Consider the following 15,692-nt stretch of genomic DNA (forward strand, 5'->3'; position numbering starts at 1 on the left):
CGGCTCGGGACTCAGGCGGATTTCGACGGCTCGCTGCGGAGCTCGATTACACCGCGCTCCTGGAGCTCGTGGAAGATCAGAAGCCCGTCGATCTCCCGGATCGGACTGACCTTGAGAATCGATCCGAGATCCCAGTGTCCATCAATGCGCGAGATGACGAATCCCTCGTTCGGACTCAAATCCATCTCCAGGATCTCCTCGACTGGCCGGGTGAGCACGGGAACCATATCGGAGCGGATGCCGCGTTGCTTCAGTACGTTTCCGATGGCCAGCTCCGCATCAGCCACGACCTTCCGGACCTTCGCGGCCTTCGGGTCCAGCTCCTGCGCGGCTCGGAAAGCACGTATCGCCTGCTCGTAGTGCTCGGCACGGAGATGTTTCTGCCCCTGCTGCAGGAGGGTGTCGACGGGGTCACGGCCGTCCTCATCCGTTTCGGTTTCCCGCGACTCTTCGTCATGGAGCTCGCGGACGCGCTCTTCCAGCGTGAGCGCTTCCGCCCTGAGCAGATTCCTGATCGTGCTGTTGACCGCGAAAGACGTCGCACGGCTCTCGAGCATGATGTCGGCGATGCTGCGCTTACCGTCGATCGCCTGGGCGACACGTCGGATCTGCTCGTCGGCTTCGCTGATGACGATCTTTTTCTTCGGGACCGGGATCAGCGCGTCGCTCGGAATGACCTCTCTGATGAGCTTCCATTCGTCGGCGCGGCGGGATCCTTCCATCATCAGCCCTGTCATGTCTACGCTCAGCGGGACCAGTTGCGAGGAGGGAAGCAGATCGTCGTCGAACTCGAAGGTACCCTCGTTCCAGAGGAAGAGATCGTAAATGGTCTCTTCGGCCTTCAGACGCATCAGTCGCAGCAGATCCGTTTCGTCGATGACGCCGATCGTGACCAGAATCTTGCCGAGAAGCATGCCGGACTCGTTCTGAACCTGCATCGCCTTGCTCAGCTCCTCCTCGGTGATGTAGCCATGCGACATCAGGAACTGACCGAGGTATTCGCGAGGGTCATTGGAGGCAGAGGAGAGGATGCGACCGTGGCGAAAATAGATCCGCTTCTCAGTAGCTGAACGGCGTACGAGCAGAGTACCCGATTTTCTCGCGAGTGACGCCCACTGCAGCAGATCGCCGGTGGACATCGTCTGGAGGTTTCCGCTGAGTCCCATCCCATGCGGGCATCCGCCCCCGCGGACACCGTTCAAACAGCCGCGTAAGTATATGACGGGAACGAGACATCGGCGGATATACTTCCGGCTCATGTCGAGTGACGACGCCGATATCGAGACGACGTCCGGGATCCCGCTGCCGAATGCCTACGGTCCGGACGACCTCGCCGAGCGCGGCTTCGATCCGGCCGATCTCGGCGAGCCTGGTTCGTATCCATACACGCGCGGTCCCCGCAGGACGATGTACCGGGGAAAGCTCTGGACGATGCGCCAGTACGCCGGATTCTCCACCGCTCGGGAGTCGAACCGCCGATATCGCATGCTTCTGGAGCGTGGCACGACGGGGTTGTCGGTGGCCTTCGACCTTCCGACCCAGATCGGTATGGATTCGGACGCGGACCTCGCCCGGGGGGAGGTGGGGAAGGTCGGAGTCGCGATCGACAGCATCGACGACATGGAGACGCTGCTCGACGGGATTCCGCTCGCCGAGATCTCGATGTCGATGACGATCAATGCTCCCGCGTCGATCCTGCTCGCGATGGTTCTCGTCGTCGCCGAGCGGCGGGGAATCCCGTGGGAAAAGCTACGAGGAACAATTCAGAACGACATTCTGAAGGAGTACACGGCTCGCGGGACTTACATTTTTCCGCCGCGCCCCTCGCTGCGGCTCGTCACCGACACCTTCGAATTCTGCGCGCGTGAAGTGCCGAACTGGAACACGATCTCGGTGTCCGGGTATCACATTCGCGAGGCAGGATCTACGGCCGTCCAGGAGCTCGCTTTCACCCTCGCGAACGGAATCGAGTACGTCACCCGAGCGGTCGAGCGCGGACTGGACGTCGATCTGTTCGCTCCCCGTATCTCGTTCTTCTTCAACGCTCACAACGAGTTTCTGGAGGAGATCGCGAAGTTTCGCGCTGCCCGCAGGATGTGGGCGAAGATCATGCGCGAGCGCTTCGGAGCAAAGACCGAGAAGGCGATGGCTCTGCGGTTCCATGCGCAAACTGCGGGATCGACTCTTACCGCGCAACAGCCAGAGAACAATGTCGTCCGGGTGGCCTATCAGGCTCTGAGCGCGGTCCTCGGAGGTTGCCAGTCGCTCCATACCAACTCGAAGGACGAAGCGCTGGCTCTTCCGACGGAAGATGCTGCGACGCTCGCGCTGCGAACCCAGCAGATCCTCGCATTCGAGACCGGGGTTGCATCGACGGCAGATCCGATGGCGGGGTCTTTCGCGGTCGAATCGCTGACCCTCGATCTGGAGGAACGCGCCTGGGCTCTGATCGAAAAGATCGACGAGATGGGCGGATCGCTCGAGGCGATCGACGCCGGATGGATCCAGAACGAGATTGCCGACTCGGCATACCGCGCGCAGTTGAGCACCGAGAAGGGCTCCTCGGTGGTGGTCGGAGTCAACCGGTTCGAGGACGACTCCGGGAAGAGCCTCCCGATTCTGACACTCGACGAGCGGAGCGAGGAAGAACAGGTGGAGCGCCTGCGCAGCTTCCGCGCATCACGAGACTCCGACTCGACGCGCTCGGAAGAGCACCGGTCCGCACTTCGCCAGCTCGCCGAGGCGGCGGCACGGGATCGGAATCTGCTTCCTCCGATCGTCGAGGCGGTTCGGCGCCTCGCCACGGTCGGCGAGATCGTAAACGCCCTGAAGGACACATTCGGTGAACATACAGAACACGGGATCTGACAAAAAACGCTACGGCAGGACCTTCCGCATCTTCATTGGTGCAGTGTTCGTCCTCCTCGGGATCGTCGGATCCTTTCTTCCCGTTCTCCAGGGATGGCTCTTCTTCCTGATCGCTTTCGTCCTTCTCTTTCCCGAACACCCGAAGGTCGTCAAGCTGATTGCGAAGATCGAGAAGAAACATCCGAAGTGGGTGAGATGGCTCCATGCCTTCGGTATTGGAGAGCAACCCGAAGAACAGAGGGATACCGGGGAGGCCGAATGTCAGTGAAGCTCGTAATCGAGAGCGGCGCAGTGTTCGAAGGGGAAGGATTCGGCTCGCAAGAGCCGCGCGTCGGGGAGGTCGTCTTCAATACGTCCTCGACCGGGTACCAGGAGATTCTGACCGACCCGTCGTACAGCTTCCAGATCGTCGTGATGACGAGTCCGCACATCGGAAATTACGGGCTGAGCGATGAGGGACTTCAGAGCTCGAAACCACAGGTGGCTGGCTTCGTGGTGCGGGAGATGAGCGAATCGCATCATCGGGAGTCCGGAATGAATCTCGATCAGTACCTGCGCGAAGCCGGCATTCCGGGCATCATGGGGATCGATACACGTGCGCTGACCCGGCTGATCCGAGATGGAGGGGCCGCGCGAGGAGTCATCGTCGATGCGTCCGAATCGAACGACGAAGCGCTCGACCGCATTCGTAAGTCACCGTCGATGACCGGCCGCGATCTCGTCGGCGAGGTCACTTCGAAATCGCCCCGAACGGTCCCCTTTGCCGGCGAAGGCGAGACACCCGCGAGAATCGCCGTCTACGATTACGGAATCAAGAAGCGCATCGTCGATCAGCTTGCGCGACGCGCGGAGGTCGTCATCTATCCCGCGGATACCGACGCATCGGAGATCCTCGAAGGGGGCTTCGACGGCGTGCTCCTCTCGAATGGTCCCGGGGATCCCGAGCCCGTCACCTATGCACAGGAGAACATCCGGAATCTCATCGGCAGAATCCCCGTCATGGGTGTCTGCCTCGGTCATCAGCTGCTCGGCCTCGCGCTCGGTGGTCGAACGTACAAGCTGAAGTTCGGCCATCACGGCGGGAACCACCCGGTGGAGGACCTCAGGACGGGGCGGGTCGAGATCACCGCGCAGAATCACGGGTTCGCGGTCGATCCGGAGTCCCTTCCGCCCGGTGTCGAACCGACACACATCAATCTCAATGATCAGACGCTCGAAGGGTTTCGACATACCTCGGAACCGGTGATCGCGATTCAGTTTCATCCGGAAGCCGCACCCGGTCCTTCCGACTCGGTGCATCTCTTCGGCGAGCTGTTCCGGATGATCGAGGAACACTCCGGCTCCCGCACGGCGAACCGTTGAATCTTCCACTTCTACTGGCGCTTCGCTATCTCCGCCGTCCGACCGACCGGCTGGTGACGCTCGGCGGTCTGCTCTCTCTCGGCGGCATCGTCATCGGCGTGACGGCACTCGTGATCTCGATGGCGCTCATGACCGGCTACCGGCAGGATCTCGAAAAGAAGATCCTCGGCGGTAACGCGGAGATCATGCTTTTCAGCCAGACGGGCCTGATCCGCGACCCCGACGCGATGATCGCCCGGGCGGAATCCGTCGAAGGAGTCGCGAGGGCGTGGCCTGCCGTCTTTCAGGGGGGGATCGTCACCTCGGAAAAGAACGTGCGGGGAGAAGAAGTCATGATCAAGGGGCTGGCTTCCCCGCTCCCTCCCGGCGAGCAGCTTGCCAGAATCGTCGGAGGGCGGGAGCTCAGAAGCGCCGGCGGAGAGTGGACCGTCGCGATCGGCACCCATCTCGCGCGCCGGCTCGGCGTGACCGTCGGCGAGGTCGTGACCATCACCGTTCCGACCGAGCGTTCGGGGTCCTTCCTGCCGCGCTCGGAGACCTGGACGGTCGGGAATGTCTACGAGACCGGGTTCTTCGAGCTCGACGATTCCTGGCTCTTCACCGACATCGAAGCGGCGCGGCAACTTCTCGCTTCGCCCGGCATCACGGCTGCGATCGAGGTTCACGTCGTCGAGGGGAGCAACCTCGACACCGTGATCGCGGGACTCGAGCGGGAGCTCGGAGACGGCGTCACCGTCACCGACTGGCGCAGAGGCAACCAGCAGCTCTTCCATCTTCTGGCGCTTCAGCAGTTCGGGCTCTTCCTCGTGATCGGGATGATCGTGCTGGTATCGACATTCAACATCGTGTCGATGCTCGTGATGACGATTCACGAGAAGGGACGGGAGATCGCGCTGCTGATCACTCTGGGCGGGGAGTCGCGCCTGATCCGGAAGACGTTCATCTACTACGGCTTGATCGTCGGGATCGTGGGAAGCGCTCTCGGTGTCGGCATCGGCGTGGTCGCATCGCTGATCATCACCCGATACGAGCTCGTATCGTTCGGGCCGGAGATCGCGCAGGTCTATTTCGTCTCTTCGATTCCATTCATCAACCGTCCGCTCGATCTTCTGACGATCGCCGCTTTCTCGATCGGCATCTGTTTCATCGCCGCGTATGCCACGAGCTCCCGAGCGACGCGAGTCCAGCCGGCGGACGCACTCCGGCATAGCTGATTTCAGGGATCAGGGATCAGGGATCAGGGATTAGCGCACGCGCGGGGATCGCCGAGCCTGCAGAAACAACCGAACTCGCGTACTCAAACCAACGTCATCCTGAGCGGGCGGTCGGGCGGGCAGGCGAAGGACCTCGCAGGTTGGGACATCAGACCAGGCGAAGCGCTGCAGGAGGGTCGAAGTCCAACAATTTCATGGTCGTTCATCAGGAGCCGCCGAAGGACGCGAAGGATCTGGTCGGGGGATCGTGAGTCAACGTGGCGGATTGATGCAAGGTGAGTCACGAGCCACCCAGATTCTTCGCCCGCGCTCCGCCGGACTCAGAATGACGAGTGTTTTGTTTGCGCGAAGCAACGATCATGGACGAATGACCGAACGCTCCATCGACTCCCGCCCGGCGAGTTCGTTGACGATCCTGTCCTGGAACATCTAGCCGACTGCATCGAAGAACTGGAGCGAATCGAGAACGACGGCGCAGCGCGAAATTGAGCCGCAGCAGGCCGACAGATCCACGAGTGGGCTATCATCCACCGGCGATTCGGAGGGCGATTCCGAAAGCTGACCCGATTTGGACCCGGCACTCACATCCAGCCTGATCATCGTCGCCGCGGGGCTTCTCGCGGGCGGAATTCCGCTGTTTTTCGAATGGTCTCACCGTCAGGCGCACCAGTGGATCGCGTTCGGCGCCGGCGTCATCCTCGGAGCTGCATTCATCCACATGATCCCGGAAGCGCTCGAGCTCGCCGGCATCCGCAACCTCGCCTGGCTTCTCGGCGGCTTTCTGCTGCTCTACGGAATCGAACAACTCACGATGTCGCATCATCACTCACACGACGAAGAATCGGGTGCATTTCACGAGCTCGGGCTGCTGACCTTCATCGGGATCGCGGTGCACGATCTCGTCGATGGCATCGCGCTCGGTTCGGGCCATCACGTACCGGAGCTCACGCCGTCGCTTTTCGCCGCGCTGGTGCTTCACAAGGTGCCGACGGCGTTCTCGCTGACCGTCCTGCTGTGGCATGGCGGCTACCGGAAGGGGAAGATCATGTTGATGCTGCTGGGGGCACTGCTGATGATCCCGCTGGGCGTCCTGATCTTCGACCCGGTCATGCACCGGCTCGGCGACGATCAACCGGTGGCGGTGGGCCGTCTAATCCTCTTTTCGGCTGGAACATTCATCTACATCAGCGTCTACGAACTGCTGCCGGAGATGCACCGGCTGTCGAGCCAGCACGCGAAGATAGGCCGATTCTTTCTGGTCGGCCTCTTCTCGATGTTCCTGCTGAACCTGCTGCACCCGGTTGTGTGAGCGCGGACTCGCCTGCTTCTGACAGAATGGGCGCATCACGAATGCCAATGGGAAGGCGAAGACGACACAGCTCCGGCAGATGGCCGATGCGCGAAGCTCGAGGTGCCCGTAAAGAGCTCGCCGGCCGACCGCGTCGGGACAGGATGATGGCAAAGAGCGTCAAATCGATCGACGTCGATTCCCGAATTTTCGAAATCCGGGGTCAGAAGGTGATGATCGACTTCGACCTTGCGGAGGTCTACGGCGTCACGACGTCGGCTCTGAACCAGGCGGTGAGACGCAACGAATCCCGATTTCCGGACAATTTTCGATTCCAGCTCACCCGGCAGGAGCTCGAGAACTTGAAATCACAATCTGTGACATCAAGTGGACATGGTGGCCGCCGAAAGCTGCCCTGGGCGTTTACCGAGCACGGCGCGATCATGGCCCGGCAACTACCTGGCTGAAATTGGGTGACGTGCCCGAATCCTGCACGCTCAGACCGCGTTATAGAATCCAGACAGATGAAGCCAGCCGAAAAAGTCACGCTCACATCCGGCAGACGGGTCCTGTTTCTCACCAAAGATCCGGATCTGATCCGGAAACAGCTCTCCGGAGAGCTCGACCTCACGCTCGACGACCTTCAGGTGCCCGACGATCTTTTAGACGACATCAACACGGACGCCATGACCCCTGCCTGGGTCTGCTTCCGGCATCGCCCCGAGGACATTGCCAGGGATGCGTATGCCGGATTGATCGTCGATGGGGCGCGGCTTTTCGAGACCGACGCACTGATCGACGGCAACTTCGAGGTGATCGTTTCCGGCTACCGGAAGGGGACGGGAAGCTCGAGGGAGACCGCCGTCCAGGCGGAGAAGTGGAGCGGGATCCGGATCGCGATCGCCGAATCGTTCGCTCCGATTCACGCCCAGAACAACATCAATCAGGGCGTCCTCATGGGGGATTACGAGGTTCTCCGGCGACTGATGCAGGGCGATTCTATTCCCCTCTCGGAGCTCTACGAGGACTACGACCCGATCACGCAGCTGATCGTTCGCTGGGGTGGACTCTTTCCCTTTGCGAAGGCGCTCGAGAGCGGAGAGATCGAGATTCCACCGATCGACACCGGCGAGCGGCCGATGAACATGACCGAGAAGGTGCTCGCCCGGCACCTCCTTCCCGGCTGTGGAAGCGAGTACGTCAAACCGGGTGATGCCGTTCTCGTCAACGTCGATGGCGGATACACGCACGAGTTCACGACCGCCCAGGTCCATCATTTCCTGACTCAGGAGTATGGCCCCGATTACGAGATCAGGAATCCCGCCAAATTCGCGGTCTTCGAAGATCACCTGATTTACGCGGACGACGTCGACAAGATGCGTCCCTTCATCCCCGAGATCCAGACGCTGCGGCGGATGCAGCGGGAGTTTCAGCAGCACACGGGAGTTCGGGATTTCTCGGCGGTCGATCGAATCTCGCCCGGAATCTGTCACGAGGTGGCGCGGGAGGAGCTCGTCGATCCGGGAGACTTCATCCAGGCGACCGACAGCCATACGTGCATGGGGGGCGTGAACAATGCGCTGTCGTGGGGTGTCGGTGCCACCGAATACGCGAACCTCGTCCATTCGGGATTCACGCAGGTCGAGATTCCCGAAGCGATCCGGTTCGATCTCGTGGGCGAGCTGCAGCCGAGCGTGACCGCGAAGGACGTGATGCTCCACATCCTGCTCGAGTACGCACGTCCGCAGAAAACGCTCAACCGGGTCATGGAGTTCACCGGCGCCGGCCTCGCGACCCTCTCGATGGACGAACGGGCGACGCTCGCGAACATGGCGACGGAATGCTCGGCACGCGGAGCAATCGTTGCCGCGGACGAGGAGACGTACCGCTGGATCGCGTCACTTCGACCCGATGCCGACGTCGATGCGATGCGGGCCCGGTCGGTCGCACCCGATCACGGAGCCGAGTACGCCGGCGGCACGCACGTCATCGATCTCGCCGTGATCGTTCCGATGGTGGCGCACCCGGGCGATCCCGATCACGGGATTCCGTCGGATCCGACCAACGGAGAGCTGGTCGCCAACGTCGCCGACGTCGAGATCGACATCGCGTACGGCGGAAGCTGCACCGCTGGAAAGATCGATGATCTCATCTTCTATCACCGCGTCTGCGCCGAGGCGGTGCAGGAGGGGTTGAAAGTCGCTGACGGCGTGAGGTTTTACATCCAGTTCGGCTCGCGCATGGTCGAGGAGTTCTGTCGCGAACAGGGGATGATCGAGACGTTCGAGAAGGCGGGGGTCGAGCTGATCCACCCCGGATGCGGCGCCTGCATCGGCTGCGGGCCGGGCGTCTCGACCGAATCCGAGCAGGTGACGATCAGCGCGATCAACCGGAACTACAAGGGGCGCTCCGGCCCGGGACGGCTCTGGCTCGCCTCGCCGCTGACCGTCGCGGCATCCGCGTTCACCGGGCGGATCACGGCGTTCGAATCGGGCATGTTCGCTTCGATGCGCGAAACGGTCACGACCGGCTCGAGCGAGCGCGCCCGATGAAGAAGCGATTTCTTCTCGACGCCTGGCCTCTCCTCCGGCAGATCAGAACCGGGAGCGACGGAACGGGCGCCGAGGCGATGTCCGATCGAACCCGAACGCTCGAAACGAAGACGAAGGGTCTGCGCGCAACGAAATCGATCTGTCCCTACTGCGCCGTCGGTTGCGGACAACTCGTCTATGCGAAGAATGACCGGCTCGTCGCGATCGAAGGGGATCCTGAATCGCCGATCTCACGGGGGCGCCTCTGCCCGAAAGGTTCGGCGAGTCATCAGTTGCTCACCCATGCCGGACGACTGACGAAGGTGAAGTATCGCGCCCCACGCGCCACCGAATGGACCGAGATCCCGCTCGATCGTGCGATGGAGATGATCGCCGAGCGCGTCTGGGAATCGCGCTCGCGGACCTTCGTGCCCGAACGCGACGGCCACCAGTGGATGCAGTGCGCCGGGATCGCGCACCTCGGTGGTGCGACGCTCGACAACGAAGAGAACTACCTCATCAAAAAGCTCTTCACCGCCGGCCTGGGGATGACGCGCGTCAGCAACCAGGCCAGGATATGACATAGCTCCACGGTGCCCGGTCTGGGCACCTCGTTCGGACGCGGCGGGGCGACGACCGCCCAGCAGGACCTCGCGAACTCCGACGCGATCCTCATCATGGGATCGTCGATGGCCGAAAACCATCCGGTCGGCTTTCAGTGGGTGATGGAGGCAAAAAAGCGTGGTGCCAAGGTCATCCACGTCGATCCGCGGTTCACCCGCACGTCGGCCGTCGCCGACTACTGGCTTCCTCTACGCGCGGGATCCGACATCACATTCCTCGGGGGACTCGTCAATCATGTGATCGAGCACGATCGGATCTTTCGCGACTATGTCGTCGCGTACACCAATGCGCCCGTCCTTCTGAGAGACGACCTCCGCCTTCCGGACGAGAACGAAGGGCTGTTTTCGGGGTGGAACGGTGAAGAGGATCCGACCCGCTACGATCCGGAGAGCTGGTTCTATCGGAACTCCCGTGAGCGTGCGAACCGTGAACCCGACTCCTCCGACCGTGGAGGGGAGGGACTCGACTTCGAAGGGATCGAGCGCGACGACACGCTCGAAGATCCTCGCACGGTCTATCAGAAGCTGAAAGCGCAGTTCAGCCGGTATACCCCCGAAATGGTCCAGCGAGTCTGCGGAGTGCCGCGGGATCGCTTCGTTGAGATCGCCAAGATCTTCAGCGCAGCGTCGGGACCGGAGAAGACGGCGGCGATCTGCTATGCGGTCGGATGGACCCAGCATTCGTCGGGCGTCCAGACGATCCGGACGGCCGCGATCCTCCAGATGCTGCTCGGTAACATCGGAAGGCCCGGTGGCGGCATTCTCGCTCTGCGAGGACATGCGTCGATCCAGGGGTCGACCGACATACCGACGCTGTTCGACATCCTGCCGGGTTATCTCGCGATGCCGAAACTCGGAGAGTCGGCAAACCTCGACGCACATCTATTCGCTCACAAGGTCGATAAAGGATGGTGGGCGAATTACGACCGGTATCTCGTCAGTCTGCTCAAGGCGTATTACGGAAGCGCGGCGACCGAGTCGAACGACTGGGGCTTCGGCTGGCTCCCCCGCGTGACTGGGGATCATTCTCATCAGGGCTACTGGCTCGAGATGGCGAGAGGCGAGCTGGAGGGGCTCTTCGTGATGGGGCAGAATCCGGCGGTCGGCGCCCCGAGCTCCGGTTTCGAGCGAAAGGCGCTCGCGCAGCTCGACTGGATGGTCGTTCGCGATCTGGTCGAGACCGAGACGGCGAGCTTCTGGCGGAACTCCCCCGAGGTGCGGCGTGGCGAGACGAAACCGGAGGAGATCGAAACCGAGGTCTTTCTCCTTCCGGCGGCGGGCCACGCCGAGAAGGATGGGACGTTCACGAACACCCAACGCCTTCTCCAGTGGCACGACCGCGCCGTCGAGCCTCCGGGCGACGCCCGCAGCGAGACGTGGTTCATGGTCCACCTCGGGCGCCTGCTCAAGGCGCGCGCAGAGGAGGAGAATCGGAAGATCGACGAGCCGCTCCGCGCTCTCACCTGGGACTACCGGACCGATTCGAAAGGGGAGCCGGACGCCGAGGAGGTTCTGCGGGAGATCAACGGCTCCAGAACGGCGACCGGAGAGCTCGTTTCGGGCTATGGGGACCTCGAGGCCGACGGTTCGACTTCCTGCGGATGCTGGATCTATTCGGGCGTGTTTCCGGAGGAAGGGCGGAACCGGGCGCGGGAGAGAGCCCCCACCGGCCCCTACGCCCAGGGATGGGGCTGGGCGTGGCCCTCGGATCGCCGCATCCTCTACAACCGCGCGTCGGCCAGACCCGACGGCGCCCCATGGAGCGAGAGCAAGAAGCTCGTCTGGTGGGACGAGGTCGCGGAGAAATGGACGGGGCTCGACACGCCCGATTTCGCGTCATCGAAGCGGCCTGATTACATCCCTGACGACGGTGCGACGGGGGACGATGCTCTGCGAGGTGATCGGCCTTTCATCATGCATCAGGATGGAGCCGGGTGGATCTGGGTACCGTCGGGTCTGAGGGATGGCCCGCTTCCGGCGCACTACGAGCCGCTCGAAGCACCGATCCGCAATCCGTTCTACGATCAGCAGGTGAATCCCGCCGCGACGAGACTGGAGCCCGATCCGACGCGGTGGGCCGAGTCGCCGGACGAGCGCTATCCGTTCGTTCTGACCACCTACCGCCTGACCGAGCATCACACGGCGGGCGGAATGACACGCACGCTTCCGCGGCTTGCCGAGCTCCAGCCGGAGCTCTTCTGCGAGATCTCGCCGCAGCTCGCCTCGGAGCGCGCGGTTCGGAATGGCGACGAGGTCGAGATCGCCACCCCGCGCGGACGGATCCGGGCGAAAGCGCTGGTTACGCCACGAATGCGATCGCTCGAGATCGATGGGAAAGTCGTTCATCAGGTGGGGTTGCCCTATCACTGGGGCTCGAACGGAGTGGTGACCGGTGACATCGTGAACGATCTGGTCGCTCTGTCGGAAGAGCCGAATGTGAAGATCATGGAATCGAAAGGTCTGCTGTGCGATCTGCGTCCCGTCGGGAGCCGGACGTGACGGCGACCGGATTCTTCACCGATGCGACCGTCTGCATCGGATGCAAGGCATGTGAAGTCGCGTGCAAGGAGTGGAACGACGTCCCGGACGACGGATTCTCCTGGAGCGGCTTTTCGTACGACAACACGGTCGAGCTCGGCCATTCGACATGGCGACACGTGAAATTCGTCGAGGGGGAGCCGGAGCCCGGTCCCGGTGGCGCCGCACCGGAAGCTGCAACCTGGCAGTTCCTCTCCGACGTCTGCAAGCACTGCGAAGTCGCCGGCTGCCTCGAGGCCTGCCCGACCGGTGCGATCGTCCGCACCGAGTTCGAAGGCGTCTACATCCAGCCCGACATCTGCAACGGCTGCGGGTACTGCGTCGTCACCTGTCCTTTCGGCGTCGTCGACCGCCGACCGGACGACGGCCGGGCGTTCAAGTGCACGTTCTGCTACGACCGTCAGAAGGAAGGGCTGACACCGGCGTGCGCGAAGGCGTGTCCCACCGAGTCGATCGCGTTCGGACCGCTCGAACAGATGCAGGCCAAAGCCGAGGAGCGGCTCCTCGCGCTCAGGAATCAGGGAGTCGTCGACGCGGAGATCTACGACGCGAAGGGAACCAGCGTGGGCGAAACCCATGCGATCTTCCTGATGCGGGGGAGCGCGAGGGATTTCAACCTTCCCGCAAACCCGGTCGCTCCGACACAGTTCCTCGCGAAGGGTTGGGGCGCCGCCGCAGTCGCCGCCGGCCTGATCGTCGGGAGCATCGCCGTCGCCTTCCGCGACTGAACGAACCAGACTTGTCAGGGCCTTTTGCCCGGCTTCCAACCCCCAGAGGTGAGTCACCCCGCCCCTCGATTTGGGAAATCATCCACTCTTGAGTATGTTAGTATGAACGTATGAAGCGCATAACGATGAGCCTTCCGGAGGACCTGGCAAAGATGGTCGAGTACGAGGCCGAGGCGAGGCGTACCAGTGTCTCGGAGGTGATTCGGGACGCCATCATCGCCGTCCTTTCGCCCTCCGTCAGACGCGTTTCCTGGGCGGGCATCTGTGATGACGGCGAGCTCCCCCGCGCGGCCGACATCGACGAAGAGCTCGAGCGAGAGTGGCCGGATGTCATTGATCGCGATCGTTGACAGCGGTCCGCTTCTGGCGGTCGCGAACTCCGCCGACCCCGACCATGAAGGCTGTCTGGCCCTCCTCGAGGACACCCGCCATCATCTCGTCATCCCCGCCTTCTGCGTCGCCGAGGTGAGTTTCATTCTCGGGAGGCGCCATGGTCCCGCGGTCGAGGCGATGTTTCTGCGAGGGCTGCAGGACTTCGATGTTCGTGGACCGTCGCGGGAGGAGTGGCCCAGAATCTCGGAGCTCGTGTCAACGTACGCCGATTTTCCGCTCGGCGGAACCGACGCGTCGGTGGTGAGTCTCGCCGAGACCGTCGAGACCGAACTGATCATCACACTGGACAAGCGTCATTTCTCCGCCGTGCGGCCGCGGCACTGCTCCGCCTTCACACTCGCACCCTGATCCCGGAAGTTTGCGATCTCGCTTTCCTAACGAACTGCTGGTTTGATCGGCGCTTCGCTGGGCCTGACTGTACTCATTCTGGAGGTCCCTCGCTTGCCCGCCCGTAGGTACGCCGAATCGAACCAATTCGCAAGCTCGCCGCCCGCTCGGGACGACCGGGACGGGGAAGGCTGTGTCAGCGTCGGTTAGGGGCAGTCAGTCGCATTCAGGCCATGCGGCACAATTTGCCCTCGACTCAAATGCTTTTACCGCCCGGTCGTCCCGAGCGGGTAGTCGGGCGGGGCGCGAGGAGCCTGCCCTGAGGGGTGAGCGGTGGCGGGAACCGAAGGGACCTCTCATGAGAGTACAGTCAGACCAAGCGGAGCGCCGGCCCCACTTCGCCCTTTCTCCGACTCTCTCGCGTTCATTTCCGATTCACCGGCGCGTAGCGTCGAGCAATTGCTCCCGATGAAACGGGTGAAGAAAAGACTCGGGTATACAGGAAACCGCGCGATAATCCCCCCGTCTGGAGGAGCCAATGACTCAGATCGAGCCGAACGCCGAGCCGAATGCCGACGAGAAGGATGCCACGGGAGAGATCCGCGACCGGATCGTGAAACTCAGCAGCGAAGAGGCGGCAGAGCTGCTCGACGAGACCCATCCGCATCTTTCCGTCGAGGTGCTGCAGCAGATCAATCCAGCCATTGCATTCGACATTCTCGAAGAGATGGACGTCGATGCGCGGCAGGCCATCCTCGAAGCGGCGCCGCCGCTTCAGCAGAACCAATGGAGCCGGAACGAGAACTACGAGGAGGACACCGTCGGGCGGCTGATGGAACCACCGCTCACGGTTCTCCTTCCTCACCAGACGATCAGCGACGCGATCGACGCCGTAAAGGATCTCGCGCGGACGACGCTCGTGACGTATCTCTACGTGGTCGACGAGGGGGGACGATTACTCGGACTGGTCACGATGCGGGATCTTCTGCTCGCCGACGATGATGCGATTCTTCGCGATGTGATGGCCGCCGAGCCGTTCACCCTCAGTCCTCGTATGGAACTGCCCGAGGCGATGAAGCTCGTGGTCAGCCGCCATTTTCCGATCTATCCCGTCGTCGAGGAAGGAAACATCCTCGTTGGCCTGGTCCGGGGGCGTGTTCTTTTCGAGGAACAGGCTTTCGAGATCAGCGCCCAGCCGGGCCGGATGGTCGGCGTCGACAAAGAGGAGCGGCTATCGACCCCCTGGCCGCGAAGCCTCAAGTTTCGGCATCCCTGGCTCCAGCTCAATCTCTTCACCGCGTTCATCGCCGCGGCCGTGGTCGGCATCTTTCAGGGGACCATCGACGAAATCGTGATTCTCGCCGCCTTCCTTCCGGTGCTCGCCGGGCAATCCGGGAACACGGGCTGCCAGGCCCTCGCGGTTGCACTCCGAGGACTGACCCTCGGTGAGCTCGACAGCGGGAAGGAGCGTGCGCTGGTCGCGAAGGAGGGTCTGCTGGGGCTCTTCAACGGCGCGATGGTGGGGGTGACCGCAGCGATCGGAATGTACCTGGCCGCCCGCGCGCAGGGGGCCGCGGAGCCGCTGACGCTCTCGTTCATCGTCTTCGCGGCGATGATCGGAAGCTGCGTGGTCAGCGGAATCGCGGGAGCGACGATCCCTCTGATTCTTCGAAAGCTCGGTGCAGATCCGGCGACCGCTTCTTCGATCTTTCTGACCACGGCGACCGACGTCGTCAGCATGGGATTGTTTCTCGGCCTCGCGACGCTCCTTCTGATCTGAGAGGCGCCATCTGACGGCCCGGGGCATAACCGGGAATCGC

General features: G+C 62.5%; 14 protein-coding genes. 13 read left to right on the plus strand and 1 reads right to left on the minus strand.

The annotated features are described in order from the left end of the window. Positions 1–11: 11 nt before the first annotated feature. Positions 12–1,166 (minus strand): DUF4388 domain-containing protein, encoded by a 1,155-nt coding sequence (locus KY459_08490; GenBank protein MBW3564749.1) that lies wholly within the window; start codon positions 1,164–1,166, stop codon positions 12–14. 52 nt (positions 1,167–1,218) lie between these two features. On the opposite strand from KY459_08490, the gene KY459_08495 reads away from it, so the two are divergent. From KY459_08495 to KY459_08555, 13 genes are all read left to right on the plus strand, one after another. Further along, positions 1,219–2,868 carry a methylmalonyl-CoA mutase gene (locus tag KY459_08495; protein ID MBW3564750.1) on the plus strand — a complete coding sequence of 550 codons (1,650 nt, stop codon included), beginning with the start codon at positions 1,219–1,221 and terminating at the stop codon, positions 2,866–2,868. Next, positions 2,843–3,136, plus strand: coding sequence for a hypothetical protein (locus KY459_08500; protein MBW3564751.1), 294 nt, complete (start codon positions 2,843–2,845; stop codon positions 3,134–3,136). Before KY459_08495 ends, KY459_08500 begins: the two co-directional genes overlap by 26 nt. Continuing rightward, entirely contained in the window at positions 3,127–4,230 is a 1,104-nt protein-coding gene (carA, locus tag KY459_08505) for a glutamine-hydrolyzing carbamoyl-phosphate synthase small subunit (protein ID MBW3564752.1), read from the plus strand. Before KY459_08500 ends, carA begins: the two co-directional genes overlap by 10 nt. Further along, a complete protein-coding gene (locus tag KY459_08510) occupies positions 4,227–5,444 on the plus strand; it encodes an ABC transporter permease (GenBank protein MBW3564753.1) in 1,218 nt (405 codons plus the stop codon). The genes carA and KY459_08510 overlap by 4 nt, the downstream gene beginning before the upstream one ends. 568 nt (positions 5,445–6,012) lie before the next feature. Then, a complete protein-coding gene (locus tag KY459_08515; protein ID MBW3564754.1) occupies positions 6,013–6,753 on the plus strand; it encodes a ZIP family metal transporter in 741 nt (246 codons plus the stop codon). 143 nt (positions 6,754–6,896) lie between these two features. Further along, positions 6,897–7,199: an ORF6N domain-containing protein gene (locus KY459_08520; protein MBW3564755.1), complete on the plus strand. Its 303-nt coding sequence runs from the start codon at positions 6,897–6,899 to the stop codon at positions 7,197–7,199. Between the two features lie 57 nt (positions 7,200–7,256). After that, positions 7,257–9,284 carry an aconitate hydratase gene (locus KY459_08525; protein ID MBW3564756.1) on the plus strand — a complete coding sequence of 676 codons (2,028 nt, stop codon included), beginning with the start codon at positions 7,257–7,259 and terminating at the stop codon, positions 9,282–9,284. After that, positions 9,281–9,844 (plus strand): dehydrogenase, encoded by a 564-nt coding sequence (locus KY459_08530; GenBank protein ID MBW3564757.1) that lies wholly within the window; start codon positions 9,281–9,283, stop codon positions 9,842–9,844. The genes KY459_08525 and KY459_08530 overlap by 4 nt, the downstream gene beginning before the upstream one ends. A 12-nt stretch (positions 9,845–9,856) precedes the next feature. Continuing rightward, positions 9,857–12,385, plus strand: coding sequence for a molybdopterin-dependent oxidoreductase (locus KY459_08535; protein MBW3564758.1), 2,529 nt, complete (start codon positions 9,857–9,859; stop codon positions 12,383–12,385). Beyond that, the gene (locus KY459_08540) at positions 12,382–13,152 is read left to right on the plus strand and encodes a 4Fe-4S dicluster domain-containing protein (protein ID MBW3564759.1); all 771 of its coding nucleotides are present in this window, start codon (positions 12,382–12,384) and stop codon (positions 13,150–13,152) included. Before KY459_08535 ends, KY459_08540 begins: the two co-directional genes overlap by 4 nt. Positions 13,153–13,262: 110 nt before the next feature. Beyond that, the gene (locus tag KY459_08545) at positions 13,263–13,502 is read left to right on the plus strand and encodes a ribbon-helix-helix domain-containing protein (protein MBW3564760.1); all 240 of its coding nucleotides are present in this window, start codon (positions 13,263–13,265) and stop codon (positions 13,500–13,502) included. After that, on the plus strand, positions 13,480–13,893 hold the full coding sequence (locus KY459_08550; protein MBW3564761.1) for a PIN domain-containing protein: 414 nt from the start codon (positions 13,480–13,482) through the stop codon (positions 13,891–13,893). Before KY459_08545 ends, KY459_08550 begins: the two co-directional genes overlap by 23 nt. Before the next feature lie 517 nt (positions 13,894–14,410). Continuing rightward, positions 14,411–15,652 (plus strand): magnesium transporter, encoded by a 1,242-nt coding sequence (locus KY459_08555; protein MBW3564762.1) that lies wholly within the window; start codon positions 14,411–14,413, stop codon positions 15,650–15,652. Positions 15,653–15,692: the final 40 nt, after the last annotated feature.

The organism is Acidobacteriota bacterium (genome assembly GCA_019347945.1).
Lineage (GTDB): Bacteria > Acidobacteriota > Thermoanaerobaculia > Gp7-AA8 > JAHWKK01 > JAHWKK01.